Origin of the sequence: Vibrio sp. UCD-FRSSP16_30 (assembly GCF_001676025.1) — a bacterium.
Lineage (GTDB): Bacteria > Pseudomonadota > Gammaproteobacteria > Enterobacterales > Vibrionaceae > Vibrio.
Genome location: NZ_LZFW01000057.1, coordinates 113,958 through 133,009 on the forward strand (window position 1 = coordinate 113,958; position 19,052 = coordinate 133,009).

General features: G+C 41.8%; 17 protein-coding genes and 1 riboswitch. Of the genes, 8 read left to right on the top strand and 9 right to left on the bottom strand.

What is annotated here, in order from left to right; all coding sequences use genetic code 11:
- The first annotated feature begins 56 nt into the window (after window positions 1-56).
- Window positions 57-1,097, top strand: a complete 1,041-nt coding sequence (locus A9260_RS13885) for an acyltransferase (protein ID WP_068699919.1) — start codon at window positions 57-59, stop codon at window positions 1,095-1,097.
- Window positions 1,098-1,221: 124 nt separating this feature from the next.
- Here A9260_RS13885 and A9260_RS13890 read toward each other — a convergent pair whose 3' ends face one another.
- Complete coding sequence (locus A9260_RS13890) at window positions 1,222-1,482, bottom strand: DUF5062 family protein (RefSeq protein WP_068699921.1); 261 nt, start codon at window positions 1,480-1,482, stop codon at window positions 1,222-1,224.
- Between the two features lie 129 nt (window positions 1,483-1,611).
- Window positions 1,612-2,955: an MATE family efflux transporter gene (locus A9260_RS13895; RefSeq protein WP_068699923.1), complete on the bottom strand. Its 1,344-nt coding sequence runs from the start codon at window positions 2,953-2,955 to the stop codon at window positions 1,612-1,614.
- A gap of 99 nt (window positions 2,956-3,054) precedes the next feature.
- On the opposite strand from A9260_RS13895, the gene A9260_RS13900 reads away from it, so the two are divergent.
- The 3 genes from A9260_RS13900 to A9260_RS13910 all read left to right on the top strand — a co-directional run bounded on the left by A9260_RS13900 (window position 3,055) and on the right by A9260_RS13910 (window position 7,053).
- Window positions 3,055-4,011 carry a LysR family transcriptional regulator gene (locus A9260_RS13900; RefSeq protein WP_068699925.1) on the top strand — a complete coding sequence of 319 codons (957 nt, stop codon included), beginning with the start codon at window positions 3,055-3,057 and terminating at the stop codon, window positions 4,009-4,011.
- A 370-nt stretch (window positions 4,012-4,381) separates the two neighbouring features.
- Window positions 4,382-5,812, top strand: a complete 1,431-nt coding sequence (locus A9260_RS13905) for a sodium-dependent transporter (protein WP_068699927.1) — start codon at window positions 4,382-4,384, stop codon at window positions 5,810-5,812.
- 782 nt (window positions 5,813-6,594) lie between these two features.
- Window positions 6,595-7,053 (top strand): hypothetical protein, encoded by a 459-nt coding sequence (locus tag A9260_RS13910; RefSeq protein WP_068699929.1) that lies wholly within the window; start codon window positions 6,595-6,597, stop codon window positions 7,051-7,053.
- 369 nt (window positions 7,054-7,422) lie between these two features.
- Here the strand turns inward: A9260_RS13910 and A9260_RS13915 are convergent, their stop codons facing one another.
- Window positions 7,423-8,577, bottom strand: coding sequence for an IS110 family transposase (locus A9260_RS13915; protein WP_068699931.1), 1,155 nt, complete (start codon window positions 8,575-8,577; stop codon window positions 7,423-7,425).
- A gap of 144 nt (window positions 8,578-8,721) precedes the next feature.
- Here A9260_RS13915 and A9260_RS13920 point away from each other — a divergent pair, with 144 nt between their 5' ends.
- Together A9260_RS13920 and A9260_RS13925 are read left to right on the top strand one after the other, a co-directional pair.
- Window positions 8,722-9,543, top strand: a complete 822-nt coding sequence (locus A9260_RS13920; RefSeq protein ID WP_068699933.1) for a translation initiation factor IF-2 N-terminal domain-containing protein — start codon at window positions 8,722-8,724, stop codon at window positions 9,541-9,543.
- A gap of 299 nt (window positions 9,544-9,842) precedes the next feature.
- Window positions 9,843-10,013: riboswitch (FMN riboswitch) on the top strand.
- A 223-nt stretch (window positions 10,014-10,236) separates the two neighbouring features.
- Window positions 10,237-11,166 (top strand): DMT family transporter, encoded by a 930-nt coding sequence (locus tag A9260_RS13925; protein ID WP_068699935.1) that lies wholly within the window; start codon window positions 10,237-10,239, stop codon window positions 11,164-11,166.
- A 122-nt stretch (window positions 11,167-11,288) separates the two neighbouring features.
- Here the strand turns inward: A9260_RS13925 and A9260_RS13930 are convergent, their stop codons facing one another.
- The 4 genes from A9260_RS13930 to znuA all read right to left on the bottom strand — a co-directional run bounded on the left by A9260_RS13930 (window position 11,289) and on the right by znuA (window position 15,048).
- The gene (locus A9260_RS13930) at window positions 11,289-11,510 is read right to left on the bottom strand and encodes a FeoC-like transcriptional regulator (protein ID WP_068699937.1); all 222 of its coding nucleotides are present in this window, start codon (window positions 11,508-11,510) and stop codon (window positions 11,289-11,291) included.
- 22 nt (window positions 11,511-11,532) lie between these two features.
- A complete protein-coding gene (gene feoB / locus A9260_RS13935; protein WP_068699939.1) occupies window positions 11,533-13,809 on the bottom strand; it encodes a Fe(2+) transporter permease subunit FeoB in 2,277 nt (758 codons plus the stop codon).
- On the bottom strand, window positions 13,809-14,036 hold the full coding sequence (locus A9260_RS13940; protein ID WP_068699941.1) for a FeoA family protein: 228 nt from the start codon (window positions 14,034-14,036) through the stop codon (window positions 13,809-13,811). Before A9260_RS13940 ends, feoB begins: the two co-directional genes overlap by 1 nt.
- A gap of 136 nt (window positions 14,037-14,172) precedes the next feature.
- Entirely contained in the window at window positions 14,173-15,048 is an 876-nt protein-coding gene (gene znuA, locus A9260_RS13945) for a zinc ABC transporter substrate-binding protein ZnuA (RefSeq protein ID WP_068699944.1), read from the bottom strand.
- A gap of 159 nt (window positions 15,049-15,207) precedes the next feature.
- Between znuA and znuC the strand changes: the two genes are divergently transcribed.
- Window positions 15,208-15,993, top strand: coding sequence for a zinc ABC transporter ATP-binding protein ZnuC (znuC, locus tag A9260_RS13950; protein WP_068699946.1), 786 nt, complete (start codon window positions 15,208-15,210; stop codon window positions 15,991-15,993).
- Complete coding sequence (gene znuB, locus A9260_RS13955; RefSeq protein ID WP_068699949.1) at window positions 15,986-16,771, top strand: zinc ABC transporter permease subunit ZnuB; 786 nt, start codon at window positions 15,986-15,988, stop codon at window positions 16,769-16,771. Before znuC ends, znuB begins: the two co-directional genes overlap by 8 nt.
- Window positions 16,772-16,863: 92 nt before the next feature.
- On the opposite strand, the gene sucD is transcribed toward znuB, so the two are convergent.
- Both sucD and sucC read right to left on the bottom strand, forming a co-directional pair.
- Entirely contained in the window at window positions 16,864-17,736 is an 873-nt protein-coding gene (gene sucD / locus A9260_RS13960; RefSeq protein WP_068699951.1) for a succinate--CoA ligase subunit alpha, read from the bottom strand.
- Window positions 17,736-18,902, bottom strand: coding sequence for an ADP-forming succinate--CoA ligase subunit beta (gene sucC, locus A9260_RS13965; protein WP_068699953.1), 1,167 nt, complete (start codon window positions 18,900-18,902; stop codon window positions 17,736-17,738). The genes sucD and sucC overlap by 1 nt, the downstream gene beginning before the upstream one ends.
- Window positions 18,903-19,052 lie beyond the last annotated feature (150 nt).

Below are 19,052 nucleotides of genomic sequence, written 5' to 3' on the forward strand. Positions count from 1 at the left end.
GTCTGAATATCATGTTCAGACCCTTTTTTAAAATCTAGGGTATTGCTGTGCACAAAATGGATATCAATAAGCTCAATTCCCCGCCGCTGCTGTGGGCTAATAATTTAAGAGCCTTATCTATCTTTGCGGTAGTTTTGCTGCACGTCGCCTCTGAGTTTGTCAGCAACATTGATGGGCAGGATATACTGTATGGCAGTCGCAGTTGGTGGGCTGGCAATATTTATGCCTCAGTGTCGATGTGGTGTATTCCGCTTTTTGTCATGATCAGTGGCTACTTCTTACTCAATACATCCGAGCCACACCGACTGTTTTATAAAAAACGTCTGCAAAGAATTGGTATTCCATTGCTCTTTTGGTCCGTGTTCTACTCTATTTGGCTGTTATTAAAGCACAGCATGAATGGGGATATTTCGAGCGCCTATTTTACCGTGGCAAAAGGTTGGGCTTTAGGTGAGCCTTACTATCATCTTTGGTATCTATTTATGATCCCATTTTTGTATCTTATAACCCCGGTATTAAGAGTCATCATCACCGCAATTACACAAAAAGAGATGTTGGTGGTTATCTGTCTTTGCTTTGCGTTAGCCATGCTCGCCGCCCTTAGTGACATCGTACTGCTGTATTTTAATTTGAACGCAAAAGTGAGTCTGTTTACGAATGAATTTTTAAGCTATATCGGCTATTTCTGTTTAGGTGGCTATATTGCGAAATACAGTGTGAGCGTCAATATCAAAGCTTGTCTGCTGCTGTTTTGCATTGCGATATTAATCACGATTACAGGCAGTTACTTTATTACTCATCTGTATTTTTATTCGTATCTGAGTATCAATATCGTATTGGCCTCCATCGCGCTATTTTTTATCATTAAGCACTATGCCAATAAAAACCTAAAGCTTGAGAATATTGCTAAGGTCAGCTTTGGTATCTACCTTATTCATCCATTATTTATTAAAGCTTTTCAGACGGTTCAGCCTTGGTTACTTAATTGGATAGATGTTTCGGTCTACATTCCATTGGTGGCCAGTTGCACTTTACTGCTGTCTTATTTGACCGCGATAAGTATAAGCAAAATTCGATGGTTGGCGCGGTGCATTTAACCTATTTATATTAAGGTCAATCCGATAGCGTAACGCTTGCAACAGCATCACTTATAAATAAAAAATGCACCTAATCAGCAAATTAGATGCATTTGAAAGTTCGTTAATCTTGTATAGAAAATGCTTACTTTAGCGGATCATTATCCGGTAAAGCGTTGTGTATCCATAGCGCTAGGCGCTTTTTGATATTGGGCCCATCTTGTTTGTTTTCTGGTAACGGCGTAATTTGATTCACCCCGACTAAAAACAAATACACTGACTGCACCTTGAGAGGTTGTGTCGAGCTAGGAAGATCAAATCCTTGCAACTTTGCCATTTTAAAACCGACTTCTATCGCTTTTTTAACAAGCTTATCTTCATTATGAATCTTGGCTGTTTTTGACATTATGCACTCACTTTTGAATTGATTTGCAAATCAGTATAACAAACCATGACTCTAACACGTATACCCAGATCCCAAGTTAACCAGACGCTTTAATCCAGCACTGTAATTGCGCTAAATCTATACAGCAAACTAAGCCGTTGGAGCCAACTCTTGATAAGCCACACGTTTAGTTTCATAGATTAACTGGCCTAATAACAACACGCCAGTGACTCCAAGGCCAATGCCTATCCCGCCCCAGATACCCGCTAGGCCATAGCTTTTCATTAACCACCACGCAGCAGGTAGACCAAATAGCCAGTAACCAATCGCCGTCAGCATGGTCGGCATCATAACAATCTTCATCCCGCGCAATAGGTTGATGGCCAATAGTTGCCATGCATCAACAATAAAGCACAAAGCAACAATCCAAATTACCGAAACCAATAGTTCGGTTAATTGATGACCTTGGCTATCGAGCTGAAATAATTTAGCGATGAGTTCAGGCCAAACAGCAAAGCCTGAAGCAACAAACACGCTTAAAGCCGTTACCGCTAGAAAACTTTTCTTGGCAATCACTTTAATCTCAGCAAAATTACCTGAGCCAAACTCTTTGCCGACTAAAATCGCTGAAGCTTGTGCGAAACCAAAGTTAATGTTCCAAGTAAACGATAGGCACTGTAATAAAATTTGGTGCAAGGCCAGCGAAGCAATGCCAATCATACCCGCCAGTAACGTTCCGCCATAAATAAGCCCATGTTCTAGCATCGATGCCAATGCAATCGGCATCCCCATAGATAATAATGGCAACATCAATTTTGGAGAGAACTCTTGCAGATTTTTCCATGGTGAAAACCGAAGATATTTACGTTGTCTAAATACCCAATTGCCATATCCCAATAGTACAATCCAAGCCGAGAGAGTGGTTCCGTAACCTAAGCCTGCAATGCCTAAATTAAGGGGAAAGGCTAAAACGTAGCTAATTGGCACATTAATCAACACGGTAATAATGGACATCATCATTACTGAGCGAACATCACCAAAGGTGCTAGTGAGCCCTCTTAATACCAGTAAAAGTAACGTTGGTAACATTGCCCATTTAAGAGCATTCAAATAGCGCATCGCAATCTCGATGACCTCTGGAGACTGCTTGGCTTTAATCAGTAGCTCAGGTGCAAAGGAAAAGCCGACCGTTAATATCAAAGTTAGCAGTACCGATAACATTGCCGCGCCTTTCACAGCAAAACGAATTTGCTGTCTACCAAATCGAGGGCGTGCAATGCTTTGCCCATAAGCAATCGCAATAAGGTTGGCTACACAACCCACCACACTGCCGGCAATAAGAAAAACAAATGAATATACCGATGCGCCCAATCCACCAGCGGCAAGATCCGCCACACTGATGTGCGACATCATCCACACGTCGGTTAATACTAGAGCCATTGCAATGAGCTGGGATAATGTCAGTGGTAATGCTAATTTAAGAATATTTTTCATGTTGCCCTCTTGATAATCCTAGTCAAAGTACTGATTAGTGGGCTAGGATTCAATTGACATTTACGCGAGCCTTACATTACTTGAGATCATACCAAAGCCATGAAGCCTTATTCTGATATCCCTTATTCTCATAACAGTTTAAAAACCTTTGAATCGGTCGCAAGGCATTTGAGTTTTACGCTGGCAGCCAATGAATTGAATGTGACGCAAAGTGCAGTCAGTCGACAGGTTAAGCAGTTAGAAGAAGGGCTGGCAGTCAGTTTAATCATACGAAAACATCGTAGTATCGAGTTGACTAATCAAGGCGTGGAATTACTCGCAGTACTACAACGCAACTACCAAAGCCTGCAAGCATTGATTGAATCTTGGCAGCCTGATAAACAAAAACGAATTGTGATTAAAGCGGCGCTAAGTTTTGCTACTCGCTCTTTATTGCCCAAGATTCAGCAGTTGCAGGAGCGCTATCCTGAACATGAGATTGTAGTGATTCCCACTATTGATGAAGATAGTGTTCTTAATTCTGGTGACTATGATTTATTAATTTTAACGTCACGATTTCCTCAGCAATATAAAAATCGCCCGGATGTGCAATTTCTAAGGGATGAGTATATGGCGCCAGTTTGCTCGCAAGAGCTTTATGCCAATGGTTCTGACTTTCAATCTTTACTCAGCTTACCTCGATTACACCCGACCCTTGATCACCACGACTGGAAAACTTGGCTCTCCACCGTTGGGCATAAAGACAATTATAAAGTAAGGAACACCACCTTCTTTACATTAGATCTTGCGCTAAGTGCTTGCCTCTCGAGTCAAGGAATGACCGTAACGGATCTATTGTTAATTTTACCTGAGTTGGAGCATGGCTATCTTGTTTGCCCCGATCAAGCGCAGATTCATCCCAGTGCATGGCAATATTTTTGTCACTGCAGAGGGTCATCCCCCATTGTTGAAGAAATTAATCAATGGATACAAACAGAAACAAAGAAAGAACTCGACACATTAAAGCGCCTTAGCTTAGATTTTAAGTGGTCTATTTTAGAAACTAAGCGTATATAATTCGCTTTATTTGTAATCAGCATGTTACAAAAGCTAGTAAAAGAAAAGAAAGTGACGAGCTATAGATAAGGAGTATATGGCATAAAGTGAGGTTAAATAACGCTAAGTATGTCTAAATTGATCAATTTGGTAAAAAATCAATAGGCTCAGTTCAAACAAAGTTAGAAGCAAATCGCCATAAACGAGCATTTGATCACAGAAATAAGATTAAGAGCCAATAAAAACATTTTTGAGGGTTTCAACTTTACCGACAAACTGATTAACTTGCTAGTCTTAGAGCGTCAGTTAATATCGATATTAATGTAAACTTATATTTACACTTCTTTTTTTAGACGCTTATTAAGATCATAACTTGTAATTTGGAGACATTGTGGCGACTGGAAATGCAGCATCAGCCCCTCGTGATAACTGGGGTTCAAAACTTGGATTTGTAATGGCAGCAGCTGGATCGGCTGTTGGACTTGGTAATATTTGGAAGTTTCCTTATACCGCAGGTGAAAACGGCGGTGGAGCATTTGTACTGATCTATCTCGCGTTTGTGATTGTGATTGGCTTTAGCGTAATGCTTACCGAATTTGCCATTGGTCGCCATACGAGTCGTTCAGTTGTGGGATCATTTAAATCAACAGATAAGCGCTGGAGCTTTGTTGGCATCATCGGCGTATTAAGTGGCCTACTTATCATGGGCTTTTACCCTGTTGTGGGTGGTTGGGCATTAGCGTATGTCCCTAAAATTGCCACAGGCTTACTGGATACGCCTGAAGCGATTGGTGATAGCTTTGGTGGCTTTATCTCCGATCCTGTGCAACCACTACTTTGGATGGCTGCTTATTTAGTTTTAAATATTGTCATTGTCAGTAAAGGGATCTCTGGTGGTATCGAGAAAGCAGGTAAAATCCTGATGCCTCTGCTATTCATTATCCTTATCGTTGTCGCAGTAAAAGGCCTTTCATTACCTGGCGCTGGCGCAGGTCTTGAGTTCTTATTTAGCCCTGACTTCTCTAAAGTAGATAGCACCGTTGTACTTGCGGCTCTAGGGCAAGCGTTCTTCTCTCTATCATTGGGTATGGGCGCAATGATTACCTATGGTAGTTATCTGAAGAAAAAAGAGAACCTAATTCAAACCACCGGTATGGTTGTCGGCATGGATACCGCTGTTGCGTTACTGGCTGGTATTGCCATGTTCCCTGCTATGTTTGCATTTAATATGGAACCTGCCGCAGGCCCTGGACTAGTGTTTGTTGTGGTTCCGCAATTGTTTGCTGAGATGGGTCACGTCGGTCTTATCTTTGCTTTGATGTTCTTTGTTGGCCTAACGGTTGCCGCGTTAACGTCTTCTGTTTCATTACTGGAAGTTGTGGTGTCTTACCTGATTGAAGAAAAAGGCATGAAGCGCGTTACCGCTGTACTTTCAGCAAGTGCAGTAATGGCTGTGATGTGTGTGTTTGCCTCCCTATCTTTAGGCGGCATCGGACCTAAGCTGTTTGATACTGGCATCTTTGACATCTTTGACTTGTTAACAGACAAAGTATTCCTAGCGGTTGGCGGTATGTTTATCTGTATCTTTGCCGGCTGGCGTCTTAACCGTGTTGATTTAGAAAAAGAGCTGACCAACAATGGTGACGTTTCTTTCCCACTATTTGGCCTATGGTACAACCTAGTTAAATACGTCATTCCTGTTGCGGTTGCGGTTGTCGCATGTGCGGGCATTCTTAGTGGTTTTGAGAGTGGCAAAGGTCCAATCATGATTTTAGCACTGGCTATCATAGGATTGACTGCGCTGATTTCTAGAAAACTATAAGGCTCAATCTATACCATCTAAGAGACCCAATTGGGTCTCTTTTTTACAGCCTTAAAATACCAACACAGGTGACTTCTGAAATAAATCTGGAAAGGTTTGTATGATAAAGCTTGCGAGCCTTTTCCAAAAAAATAGTGATTTTTAGCTATTTTTCCTAAATCTTAAACTTTTGTTATCAGTTTCCAGAAATTCAGTCACTCCTTAAACGCGTGCTTTCAGAAAGTGGAGGGGTTGATGCCATGTAGGATTAAACTCACATTTGCCCCGAAGTGAGTCAGAGCTAGGTTGAAGTTGAATGAAAGGGGCGCAAATTAACTTAAATTTCCTCATGCAAAGAACTCTGACCAAGTGGCTAAAATTTCCAGTCCATTAAAATCCTCGCATACTCATATGTCATCGAATTTTTTCTAAAAATTTGTTAGCTATATTCAACTTCTACTGCTGTATCTTTATACAGTTTATTGGGGTTGAAATCGATTTGAGTATGACAAATGGCTTGTTTTGTCGAGGGCTCAGTCTTGTTTATTTGATAGAAGTTTATATAAGTTACTGTTAATAATATAGTTAATACTGTTCTTCTTGAGATAATAGGCATTATTAAAAATATGATAACACGCACGCTCGTTTTTACGTAAAGACAGAACTCAAAGTGTGATATATATGCATTATATTTCATTGATTTATGGTAGTTTGAATGAAAGATAGGCAAGCAGAAAAACGAGCAGGCCTGTTATTAATAATGTTAGGTGTCAGTGTGCATCATCAATTAAATTTGGATAAATATGTTTGGTAAAAAACAACAAAAAGAAGAGAGCAGCTTAAGTCTCAAAGACTATATATCTAATGTTGTCGCTGAAATTGGCGAAGGGGCTTACTTGGCTAACGAGGCTTTGCAAGAAAATGGTCATGGAAGCGTGTACCTTGATAATCTAACAACGCGAGGTCAAGACCTAATTCATGTTGGTTTGCTTAAGTCCGATACTCAAGATGAGAAATCAAAGCCAATAATTGCGGTTCAGTTTGATGTCACAGTAGCAGTGCAGGACGGTAGCTCTCATAGCTCGCAAACTAAAGCAGGGGCAAGCGCAAAAGTTTTAAGTGTAATCAACTTTGATGGATCAATAGATGCAGGCTCTTCAAGTACAAATCAAACAAATTCAACTCAGAAGTTAAAATTTACAATTCCTATTGCTTTGGAGTTGGGTAATACACCTAACAAGGCATTAAAGGCGGATTCGTAATAGTAGGCTCGGTTCCGCTTCGCTACACATTTTAGCCTACTATTACTCACCGCTTAACGCGGCGTTGATATGCCCCATACTGTCAATTAAAACATAGAAGTTTCTGCTCCCACGTTTCAGAGCCTTTAGTGTTTTCAGTGATAGTGTTAACGCATAGATGAAACAAGTAATTTCGTCGGTTCTCATGCTGATATTCGTGGATTACTCATTATTTTATGAGCAGCGCCTACCTTACTTATTCCGTCGTGGCACCTGTCTTCAGTCTATGCTCGTGGTTCAATAAAGCTTGCGCTCTATTGCCATCCTAACGCCGTCGGTAGTTGTGCCACACCCGATGTTTCATCCAACGCGCTAACACTAATTCTTTTCTCATGCAGGCAGCCTTGCAATGCGAGTTTTAGGATCCACATTGCTGATCACTACTTCTCGTGCGATTGCCCAAATGTAAGCAATCATCTCACGAGCGATGGCCGCAACAACGACATTTCGATGCTTACCTTTTTGAAGTAACCGTTGATAACGGCGACACAATCGTTGTTGAGCCTGCCAAGCAATATCAACAATTTCTTTAGGTAACCCTTCTTGCCTAAGTTGCAATTCCACGGAGATATTGGCTTTATGTTTGTAGGTATGAGCTCCTTCCACTAATAGGCGTCTTGCTCGACTATTCCCACACTTTGTTAAACTGCCTCGCCGTGTCTTATTACCACTGGAGTTTTCAGTTGGCACCAGTCCGAGGTAGGCCATGAGTTTTCTTGGGTGGTCGAAGCGTCGTAAATCACCGAGCTCAGCGATAGTGCCAAGAGCGACTAATAGACGTACTCCACGCATAGCTTGAATCGCTTTCACTACTGGATAATAGCGCCAGTTTTTCACCTGATGGAGTAACTCATTGTCGAGTCGTTGTAATCGTTGCATTCGCTCGCTGATGGTAATAATCATCTCTTGCAGAACGATTTGTTGACTATGGTGAGGCAAGATGAGGTCAGTCAGCCACCGTAGATGTTTTTTGGACCAATTATCTTTCACCACTGCTTGAATATTGTTTCTTAGGAGGAAGCCTTTGAGTTGAAACTTGGCATCCTTGAGGTCTTTCATCGCAGTTTCTCTGGCTCGAGATAAATCTCGAATGGCTTCGTCTTCAGATTCAGGAACATAAATAGGTGTGAGCTCTTCTGCCTTAAAAAGCTTGGCAAGTTTTGCTGCATCTCGTTTGTCGGTTTTAACACGGTCACCTGGTTTTTTAGGTATGAGTGATGGGGCGATTACATAACAACAATGTCCCAAACTCGTTAGCAAACGATAGGTCCAATAACCGCACGGCCCAGCTTCATAAATGAAATGGAGCGTGGCTTTTTGAAATTTAGACTGCAATTGTTGTGCGAGTTTTATTAACGCGGATTTATTTGACTTTATCCGCCCTAGATCTTGAGGGTTAGCCCCTCGATGGTCTTGTAAAACAGCGACTTGGATAAAAGACTTGTGTGTATCTAAGCCAATGAAAATTATGTTATTGTTATTCATGCTAGCCTCCAGCTTAGTTGTTTGAACACACTAATTATGGCACTGGCTTTTAGCTAACCCACACAACTGGAGGCTAGCACCTTGTGGGGGTCATTATGTCTATATGCCCGAATTTAACTGAAGTACAGAAATTAGGAAGTTTTGATGGTTAATTACGTTTCAGTAAAAGTACTAGCAGAAGAAATCGGTACACCTGTAGAACGATTACTAGATCAGTTATCTTCAGCTGGTCTGAGTCACTCATCGGAAAATGATGAAGTTAGCGATGAAGATAAGAGGGTATTGCTGGCTTTTTTACGTTCTGAGTTTGATAGTTCATCAAAACCATCGGCAAGACTCAATCTGCAAAGAAAGAAACGATCTACACTCACAATCAATAATCCGAATGACAAGTCAGGTCAAATTGAAGTACGGAAGAAACGTACTTACGTGAAGCGAGGACGGATTGACGAAAATGTTGAAAAAACTGATGAAATCACACACCAGCCACCAAAAGTCTTTATCTCATATTCTTGGGATAATGAAGCTCACAAAAAGTGGGTTGCTCAATTTGCAACGGAACTAAGACAAAGCGGTGTTGATGCTTTTATTGATGATTGGTATCTACGACCTGGAGATCCAATTACGGAATTTATGGAGAAGTCGATTTCAACCTCAGATTTTGTACTTATCGTATGCACTGAAAAGTACAAAGAAAAGTCAGATAGCCGTTCTGGTGGAGTGGGTTATGAAGAGTCAATTATAAGTAGTGATTTGTTTCAAAATACAAATCATAGAAAGTATATTCCTATAATTGCAAAGAATTCGAACGGAAAAAATATCCCCTTAGCTCTTCACTCAAAAGTTTATATCGATTTATCATCTGAAGAGCACTACTTACAATCTTTCCAAAAATTATTGTTGGCACTATTTGGAAAAATGCCAGAGTTACCCCCTATCGGTAGTCCGCCCACTCATTTACTGTAATGTTTAGACTGGCGTGTAAGCCCAGTTAACTTTGAAAAACAATATGTCGCTTAATGCGGTGTCCAGTCTGACTGGAGCAGATCAGGTCAAATCGAACCACTGATTTTGTCAGACTGAGTATGAACCAGTACATATAAAGTTAGATAAATGACTTCTAGCCCTCGTTGTATAAGGGGTTTCTAACTTTAAGTTAAGTGTGTTTTTTTATGTCTAATTCCTGCCCGATTACTGCGTCATACCAATCTAAAATAAAACAGTTCAACAAAACATTTGCGGGGCTGACAAAATTTGTTACTTTAAGCAGACTTCAGGGCGGGGCGAAACTCCCCACCGGTGGTAAAAGCCTAGCTTGAGCCCACGAGCGCCTTAGTTTCTTCTTGTAGTTTTTTGACTATCCGTTGAATTAAGGGACAGCAGATCTGGTGTAAATCCAGAGCCGACGGTTATAGTCCGGATGAAAGAAGTGACAATTGATTCTCATATTCACCAATTTGCTAACTCGCTATTGGTGCTTTTGTGTTTGCGCTAAATCACAGGCAATATTTGCCTTAACCCACACTATATTCTTAGTGAGGTTTAGTGGTTGGCGCTACAAATTGCCTTACCTCTTACGCTCTGTTCACGTTTACATAAATCACATCACGCTGCTAACGATTGTCGTTAGTTTTGTTTGATCTGAATTTGGAGATCCTCGTGGCAGGTATTATTTTTGTTATGATTGCAGCGGGCCTTTGGGCTGCTGATACCCTATTTCGTTATCCTCTATTAGAGACTAATAACACCTTACAAATCGTGTTCTTTGAGCACATCGTTTTGGTGGTCATTATCGCTCTATTACAAATCCTCGTTCCTCGTTGGCGATTTGCTTATATCAAAGGTTCACTGTTTGCCTTTATCTTAATTGGTGTGTTTGGCTCTGCTATTGGTACGCTTGCGTTCACTAAAGCCTTTACTTTAATGAACCCCACCATAGTGATCTTATTACAAAAGCTGCAACCTATCGTCGCCATCTCTTTATCGGTTATTTTGCTAAAAGAAAAACTGCAAAAGCACTTTTTGCTGTGGGCAAGTATTAGCTTGTTAGGCAGTATTATTATGATTGCGCCGGACATTATCGAACTTTGGTCAAAAGAGTCGGTTTGGCATTATGACCCTAAGCTTATCGCAATTTTACTGGGCTACGCTTCAGCATTATTGGCTGTCGTGGCGTGGGGAGCGTCCACTGTTTATGGGCGTAAACTGACCATGATGGGCTACAACTCAATGCAGATTATGTCGGGTCGATTCACTTTAGCTTTAGTGGCATTAACGGTTGTAATGCTGTGGCAAAAGCAACCCTTCACCCTTTCCGACGGCAGTTTTATCAATCTGTTTTATATGGTGATGCTATCGGGGCTACTCGGTATGTTTATCTATTATAAGGGACTTGAAAAAATACCCGCTCGATATGGCACGATTGCCGAGCTATTTTTCCCTGTTTCAGCTGTCGCAATTAACTGGTTTGCTTTTGATGCAACGCTAACCCCGTTGCAAATTATTGGCGCTGCATTGCTTGTTGGCGGCGCACTAATGATCAGTCGTGAGCCTAAGCAATCTGTACAAAATGAGCTTGTGGCAGCCTAGTGTTAATAGCAGTTGGGAAATACCAATCGTAGTAAGTAATACCGTATTTTTAGATAAAAAAAAGCTAGGCGACTGCAAGCAGATGCGCCTAGCTGACTGGAAATAGTCACTCAATAATGAGCTTACATTTGAACGTTTAAGCTAATTCCCTGATTGAGAGTGTAGCGTACGCCCTTCTCTATTCCTTTAATGGTATCGTGCATACGAGACACTTTACCTTTATTAATCCATACCTGAAGCATGGCATCAACACCGTCTTCTGATAGACCAAAGTGATTGGCTAATACTGCTCTCTCACTGGTGCCATGCTGTTCAAGGTAGGCTTTTAATTCTTGTAAAATCATCTTTTACTCCTGCCCTAATCTATTAAGCGCCAACTTCTTCAACATGATGTGATTGGTCTTTCTTCGCCTGATACTTGAGGCCAAAGTATGTGGCAATACCAATAATAATCGTCGAAATTATCCAGATAGAGCTCCCGATAGGGTTGAGACTAAATGTTGCAATTTGGTAGTACAATACGGCACTTAGATACGCTAAGCCCATCGTCCATACTGCAATGAATTTTGCGTATTGACCGCCAAACTCTCTAACATAAGCACCCATTGCCGCAACACAAGGTACGTACAATAGAATAAACAGTAGGTAAGCAAATGCGGCATGACCGGTTACAAATTTACTTTGTAAGTTAGCAAACACTGACTGATCAACATCTTGTTCTTCTGCTACAGCTTGGCTATCGGTTAAATCGCCTACTTCAATACCTAGAGGGTCACTAAAGCTCAATCCGCTTAGGTTCTCTGGTATAGATATTACCGCTTCTTTAAGGCTCGCAACTAAATCAAATTCAGACTCATCAGCAGCAGGCGTTGCATAAAGACTATTCAACGTACCCACAACCGCTTCTTTTGCAAAGATACCGGTTACGATACCAACCGTTGCCGGCCAGTTATCTTGTTCAATTCCCATAGGTTCAAACACTGGGGTAATCACTTGCGCTACTTTTGATAGCACAGAACCATCACTGTCTTCATTACCAAAACTGCCGTCAGTACCAATTGAATTAAGGAAACTTAAAACGGTGACAACCAGCACGATGGTTTTACCTGCACCAAAAACAAAACGTTTTAGTTTGTGCCATGTTTTGATAATAACGTTACGCAAACGCGGAATTTCATAATCCGTCATTTCCATAACAAAGCTATCGTTGCTACCTGGGTAAATCGTGTTTTTAAGCATTAAGCCAGTAAAGACCGCGGCTAAAATACCAATGATGTACAGTGCAAAAACAACATTCTGTCCCGCAGAAGGGAAAAAAGCGGCAGCAAACAGTGCATATACTGGCAAGCGAGCACCACAAGACATAAATGGTGCCATTGACGCTGCTAAACGACGCTCACGTTCCTGATCTAAGGTACGACTTGCCATGATAGCCGGTACGTTACAACCAAAACCAAGAACAAGCGGCACAAAGGCTTTACCTGGCAAGCCTACTTTTTGCATCACTTTATCTAATACAAACGCGGCGCGTGACATGTAGCCTGAACCTTCCAAAATAGTCAGGAATAAGTACAAGCCCGCAATAACAGGAATGAAGGTCGCAACGGTTTGAATACCACCGCCAATACCATTAGCTAAAATAGTCACTAGCCATTGCGGTAAAACTGGGTCAAGTAATACATGAGTGCCATCAACTAACACCGCACCAAACGCAATATCAAAGAAGTCGATGAATGCGCCACCAATATTGATAGCGAACATAAACATCAAATACATGACAAAGAAAAATAGAGGAATACCAATCCACTTGTTCAGCACAACTGAATCGATATGCTCACTGACGCGGCGAGTAATCTTGCCATCTTGTGAGCGAAATGCTTTAGTCAGTTCATGTAGAAAAGTGAATTTCACATCGGCAATATGCAGATCAATATCCATGTCTAATGAGTGACGAGCCTGAGCCGTTTTATCTCGTACCGTTGAATCTAGAGTACGAAAAACTAATTGGTCATCTTCAAGCGCACGTATTGCTAATGCACGATTAGCCACCATGTCATTTTCAAACTGGTCTTCAATGTCTGAGATAACGTTTTCAAACGCACTATCATAATCTAACTTAAGTGGTTCAACCTTAATGCCACTGGCTAACATTCTATGCAGATCAGATTTAAGCTGGTTCACTTCGTTAAGTCGCGTGGCTGTTACTGCCATCACAGGACAACCAAGAGCCTTAGCTAATCCTTTAATATTAACCTTTTGACCCGTGCGAGATAGAGTATCCATCTTATTTAAGATGACGATCATTGGGCGACCCAATTCTCGCAATTGAAGAGTAACGTAAAGACTGCGCTCTAAACAGCTAGCATCAATCACATTAATAATAACGTCAGCAGGAGTAGACAATACTGCGCGTGAAGCAATGGTTTCATCCAGACTGTTGCCATGGTTGCCACTATCTAGCGCATAAATACCCGGTAAATCAGTAAGACTAAACTCTTCTCCTGCAAGAGAATAAACACCGGTTTTTTTCTCAACCGTGACACCTGCCCAGTTACCCACTTTTTGGTTTGCACCAGTGAACGCATTAAATAATGTCGTTTTACCACTGTTTGGGTTACCTACAGTTAAAATTGAATAATCCACTATAGTACCTCTACTGCAATTTGGTTGGCTGTAGACTTACGAATCGCAACGCTAACATCTCTTACTCGAACCTGTAACGGATCGCCCATCGGGGCCTTTCGTATTATCGTTATTGGAGTGCGAGGAAGCATTCCCATAACCATCAGTTTTTTTCGAGTGGAACTGTCTAATTCCTGTAAAGAACAAATTGTAGCTTGTTGCCCGATGTTTAATTCGCCGAGTTTCATAATCTAAATGCCAATTGTTATCATTTAAGGTAACTTTAACACATTATCTTACATTTCGATTGTGTTAGATCAAAAAAACGCCCTATCTAGGGCGTTTTATCAGCAACTCAACTTGTACAAAAAAACTAAAGCATAGTTATTTTTTTAAGCATGTTTCAAAGCGCTGAGACAAGTCTTTAAGGAAGACAAAGTAAGCACCGGGTTTATTTTCAATATCCGATGCTAATGGGTCAATAACGCCACGATGAACATTTGAACCACGGGTAACAGTATTGATAACTGCTGGGGTAAATTGAGGCTCACTGAATACACACGCGACATCACCTTTGGCAAGGCGCTGTTTGATTTCAATTAGAGTCTTGGCACCCGGTTTTCTTTCTGGGCTAACAGTGAAATGACCCAAATGGTTAAGATTAAATGTTCTTTCGAAATAGCCGTAACCGTCATGAAAAACAAAATATCCGCGATCATGTACAGACTTCAAATTAGCGGTGATTTCTAAAGTGGTTTGCTGCAGGCGAGTCAAGAAAGCGTCAAGGTTTGCGTTGTATTGCGCTTTATTAGCAGGATCAATCTCCCCCATTCTGGCTGCAATCGCTTTTGCAACTGTTGCTGCTTGCTTTGGACCTAACCAGAAATGCGGATCAGTATTACCATGGTGATGACCGTCATGATCATGATGACCACCTTCAAAGTGGAAAAGGTCAAGGTCTGGGATTTCACTGATAGTCAGTTTATTGTTTTGCTCAGAAACCGCAGAAGACATAAAGGCTTCTAGATCAGGTCCAAACCAAATCACTAAATCAGCACTGCGAAGTTTTTTTACATCTGATGGGCGTAAAGAATAATCATGAGGCGACATAGCTGTTCCTAGCAAAGCTGAGGAAGAAGCAGAGTTCGACGTGATTTCTTGAGCAATAAGATGTATTGGTTTAATACTGCTTATAACTTCAACAGCTTGAGCTGTGTTGAAATAAACAAGTGATAGTAGGCATAAAAAAATGCGTTTCATCGACTGGGTTCCATTACAATAGAAATAAATATAGCTTAAATGTTACTTTATAACACTAACGTTTGGCAAATGAATATAAAGGTTGCACAATAGGCACCTTCTTGCTCATCATAAGCTTAAGAAAAATAACTTTAATATTACCAAAATAGGCCAACTACTATGACTCCACTCGTCACACTAGAAGACGTGACTGTTCAATTTGATAAGCGTAAGGTACTCGATAAAATCAGCCTTACTATCAATGAATCTGAGATCACCACTTTAGTCGGTCCTAATGGCGCAGGGAAATCTACTTTAGTAAAAGTGATTTTAGGCCTGCATAAAGATTATACGGGTAAGGTCAGCAAACAAAATAAGCTTAGAGTGGGTTACGTTCCGCAAAAGCTGATCCTCAACGAGACCTTACCGCTAACTGTAGCCCGTTTTTTACGCCTTGGTGGTAAATATAGTCAGCAAGAACTGCAAGAGGCTCTTGGTCTAGTGGGAGCAAGTCATCTATTAAATTCCGATGCTCATAAGTTATCTGGTGGCGAAACCCAACGTGTTTTATTAGCAAGATCACTGCTAGTAAGACCTCAGTTATTGGTACTCGATGAGCCAGCACAAGGGGTTGATGTGCAAGGCCAGATTGATCTATACAATCTTATCGATACCATACGCCACCGCTTTAAATGCGCAATATTTATGATTTCTCATGATTTACATTTGGTAATGGCAAAAACTGACAATGTGATTTGTCTACAGCATCATATTTGTTGCTCTGGTGCACCCGCGGCCATTTCAACTCACCCAAGCTACTTACAAATGTTTGGCCACGCGCCAGAAGCGAGCCTTGCTCTATACAGACATCAGCATAACCACCATCAGCATGATTTATCCGGCGAACCTATCCCTGAGGATATCTACATCTGCAAAAATCATAACCACGGACAAACAAATGATTGAGTTTCTACTTCCCTCTATTCTTGCTGGATTAGGTATTGCCATCATTGCCGGACCTTTAGGCTCTTTTGTTGTCTGGCGTAAAATGGCCTACTTTGGTGACACTCTCGCGCATGCGTCCCTAATGGGATTGGCCCTTGGCTTTTTATTCGATATAAATCTGTATTTTGCTCTGGTTATTTGCTGTATGGCACTAGGCATTATTTTGGTGACGCTGCAACGGCAGCAAATGGTTGCTACCGATACCTTGCTGGGTATTTTAGCGCACAGTGCCCTATCTCTTGGTCTGATTACCGTGAGCTTCTTGGACAATGTCCGAGTGGATTTGATGGGTTATTTGTTCGGTGATCTACTGGCTGTTAACACCCAAGATGTTGTGTTTATTTATATTGGGGTTGTGGTCGTCATGTCGCTATTAGTGATTTTTTGGCGTCCATTATTATCGAGCACTGTCAATGAAGAGCTTGCTGCAATTGAAGGGGTGAATATCTCATTAATGCGCTTGATAACGATGTTGATGATAAGTTTAGTGATTGCGGTCGGCATGAAATTTGTTGGCGCGTTGATTATTACCTCGCTGCTGATCATCCCTGCGGCAACCGCTAGACGCTTATCTAAAAGCCCAGAGCAGATGGCCGTCATTGCCTCTCTGATTGGCGCAATCTGTGTGTTTGCGGGACTGAGTTTATCGTGGTTTTATGATACTCCTGCTGGTCCATCAGTGGTTGTCAGCGCTGCAACGTTATTCTTATTGGCTCAATTTAAGCCTCAGAGTCGCTAATCCCAGCTTTATTGCGCGGTATAATCTAGTACCCAATAAAAAGCCTCTGAAAAATCAGAGGCTTTTTTATATAGATTCAACTAGATAGCGAATTACCAGCCAGTGACTTCACGCAGACCTACGCCGATATCAGCAAGGCTTTTCACTGTTTTAACGCCAGCGGCTTCCAGTGCTTGGAACTTATCTTCAGCCGTACCTTTACCACCAGAGATAATCGCACCGGCATGGCCCATACGTTTACCTGGAGGCGCCGTTACGCCAGCAATGTAAGATACAACAGGTTTTGAGACATTGTCTTTAATGTACGCTGCTGCTTCTTCTTCTGCTGTTCCGCCGATTTCACCAATCATGACGATAGCTTCAGTTTCAGGATCTTCTTCAAACAACTTTAGAATATCAATGAAGTTTGAACCCGGAATTGGGTCGCCACCGATACCAACACAAGTAGACTGACCAAAGCCTTCATCTGTTGTTTGCTTAACCGCTTCATAAGTTAATGTGCCAGAGCGAGATACAATACCCACTTTGCCTTTCTTATGAATGTGTCCTGGCATGATGCCAATTTTACACTCATCAGGTGTAATCACACCCGGACAGTTAGGACCGATCATTACCACGCCAGCTTCGTCTAAACGAACCTTAACGTCGAGAAGATCCAGCGTTGGAATACCTTCTGTGATAGTAACGATGAGCTTAATACCAGCATCAATCGCTTCAAGGATGGCATCTTTACAAAACGGCGCTGGCACGTAGATAACCGATGCCGTTGCACCTGTGGTTTCGACAGCTTCACGTACCGTATTAAATACAGGTAGACCAAGATGAACTTGACCACCTTTGCCCGGTGAAACACCACCGACCATTTTTGTTCCGTATTCAAGCGCTTGCTCAGAGTGGAACGTACCTTGACCACCGGTAAAACCTTGGCAGATAACCTTAGTATCTTTATTAATTAGTACAGACATTATTTGCCCTCCGCTGCAGCTACAACTTTTTCCGCAGCTTCTGTTAGAGAAGTTGCAGCAATAATGTTTAGACCACTTTCAGCCAATTTTTGAGAACCTAGAGGCGCGTTATTACCCTCTAAGCGAACCACGACAGGAACCTTAACACCCACTTCTTCAACCGCACCAATGATGCCGTCAGCAATAAGATCACAACGTACAATGCCACCAAAGATGTTCACAAGAACCGCTTTCACATTGTCATCAGACAAAATGATTTTAAACGCTTCTGTTACACGCTCTTTAGTTGCGCCGCCGCCCACATCAAGGAAGTTAGCTGGCTGTCCACCGTGCAGATTCACGATGTCCATTGTGCCCATTGCAAGGCCTGCGCCGTTCACCATACAACCAATGCTGCCATCTAGAGCAACGTAGTTGAGTTCCCATTGTGCAGCATGTGCTTCACGCTCATCTTCTTGTGATGGATCGTGCATTTCACGCAGTTTTGGTTGGCGGTACATCGCATTGGAATCAATGTTGATTTTGCCATCCAGACACAATAAGTTGCCTTCGGCTGTTTGCACTAGCGGGTTAATTTCTAGTAGTGCTAAGTCGTACTGAGCAAACATATCGCCAAGACCCATAAAGATCTTCACGAACTGCTTGATTTGGTCACCTTCAAGGCCAAGTTTGAACGCAAGTTCACGTCCTTGGTAAGCCTGTGGGCCCACTAGGGGATCAATCGCCGCTTTATGAATTAACTCTGGAGTTTCTTCTGCGATTTTTTCAATGTCTACGCCACCCTCAGTCGATGCCATAAAGACAATGCGACGTGATGCGCGATCAACCACAGCGCCTAAATAAAGCTCATTGGCAATATTTGATGCTTCTTCAACTAAAATTTTAGTGACTGGCTGACCGTTCGCATCTGTTTGATAAGTTACTAGGTTTTTACCTAGCCACTTTTGGGCAAATTCTTTAACGCCATCTTTCGTATCATGCAGTTCTACGCCGCCCGCTTTACCGCGGCCACCTGCGTGAACCTGACACTTGACGACTTTCTTTGCAGTACTGATTCTTCCTGCTGCTTCAAACGCTTCTTGAGGCGTATCACAAGCATAACCTTCCGGTACAGGCAGGCCATATTCAGCAAAAAGTTGTTTCGCTTGATATTCATGCAAATTCATTGGTATCTTCCATTTTATTTTTTAAGTAATAACGGGGTTATTACTCAATTTATATCCTCATGTTAAAGACTGAGCTTTAACAGGTGTAGGGTGCTTCTTGAGCGTGACCAAAAGGTCTAGTAAGGGCACCTGACGGCGCCCTTAATTCTT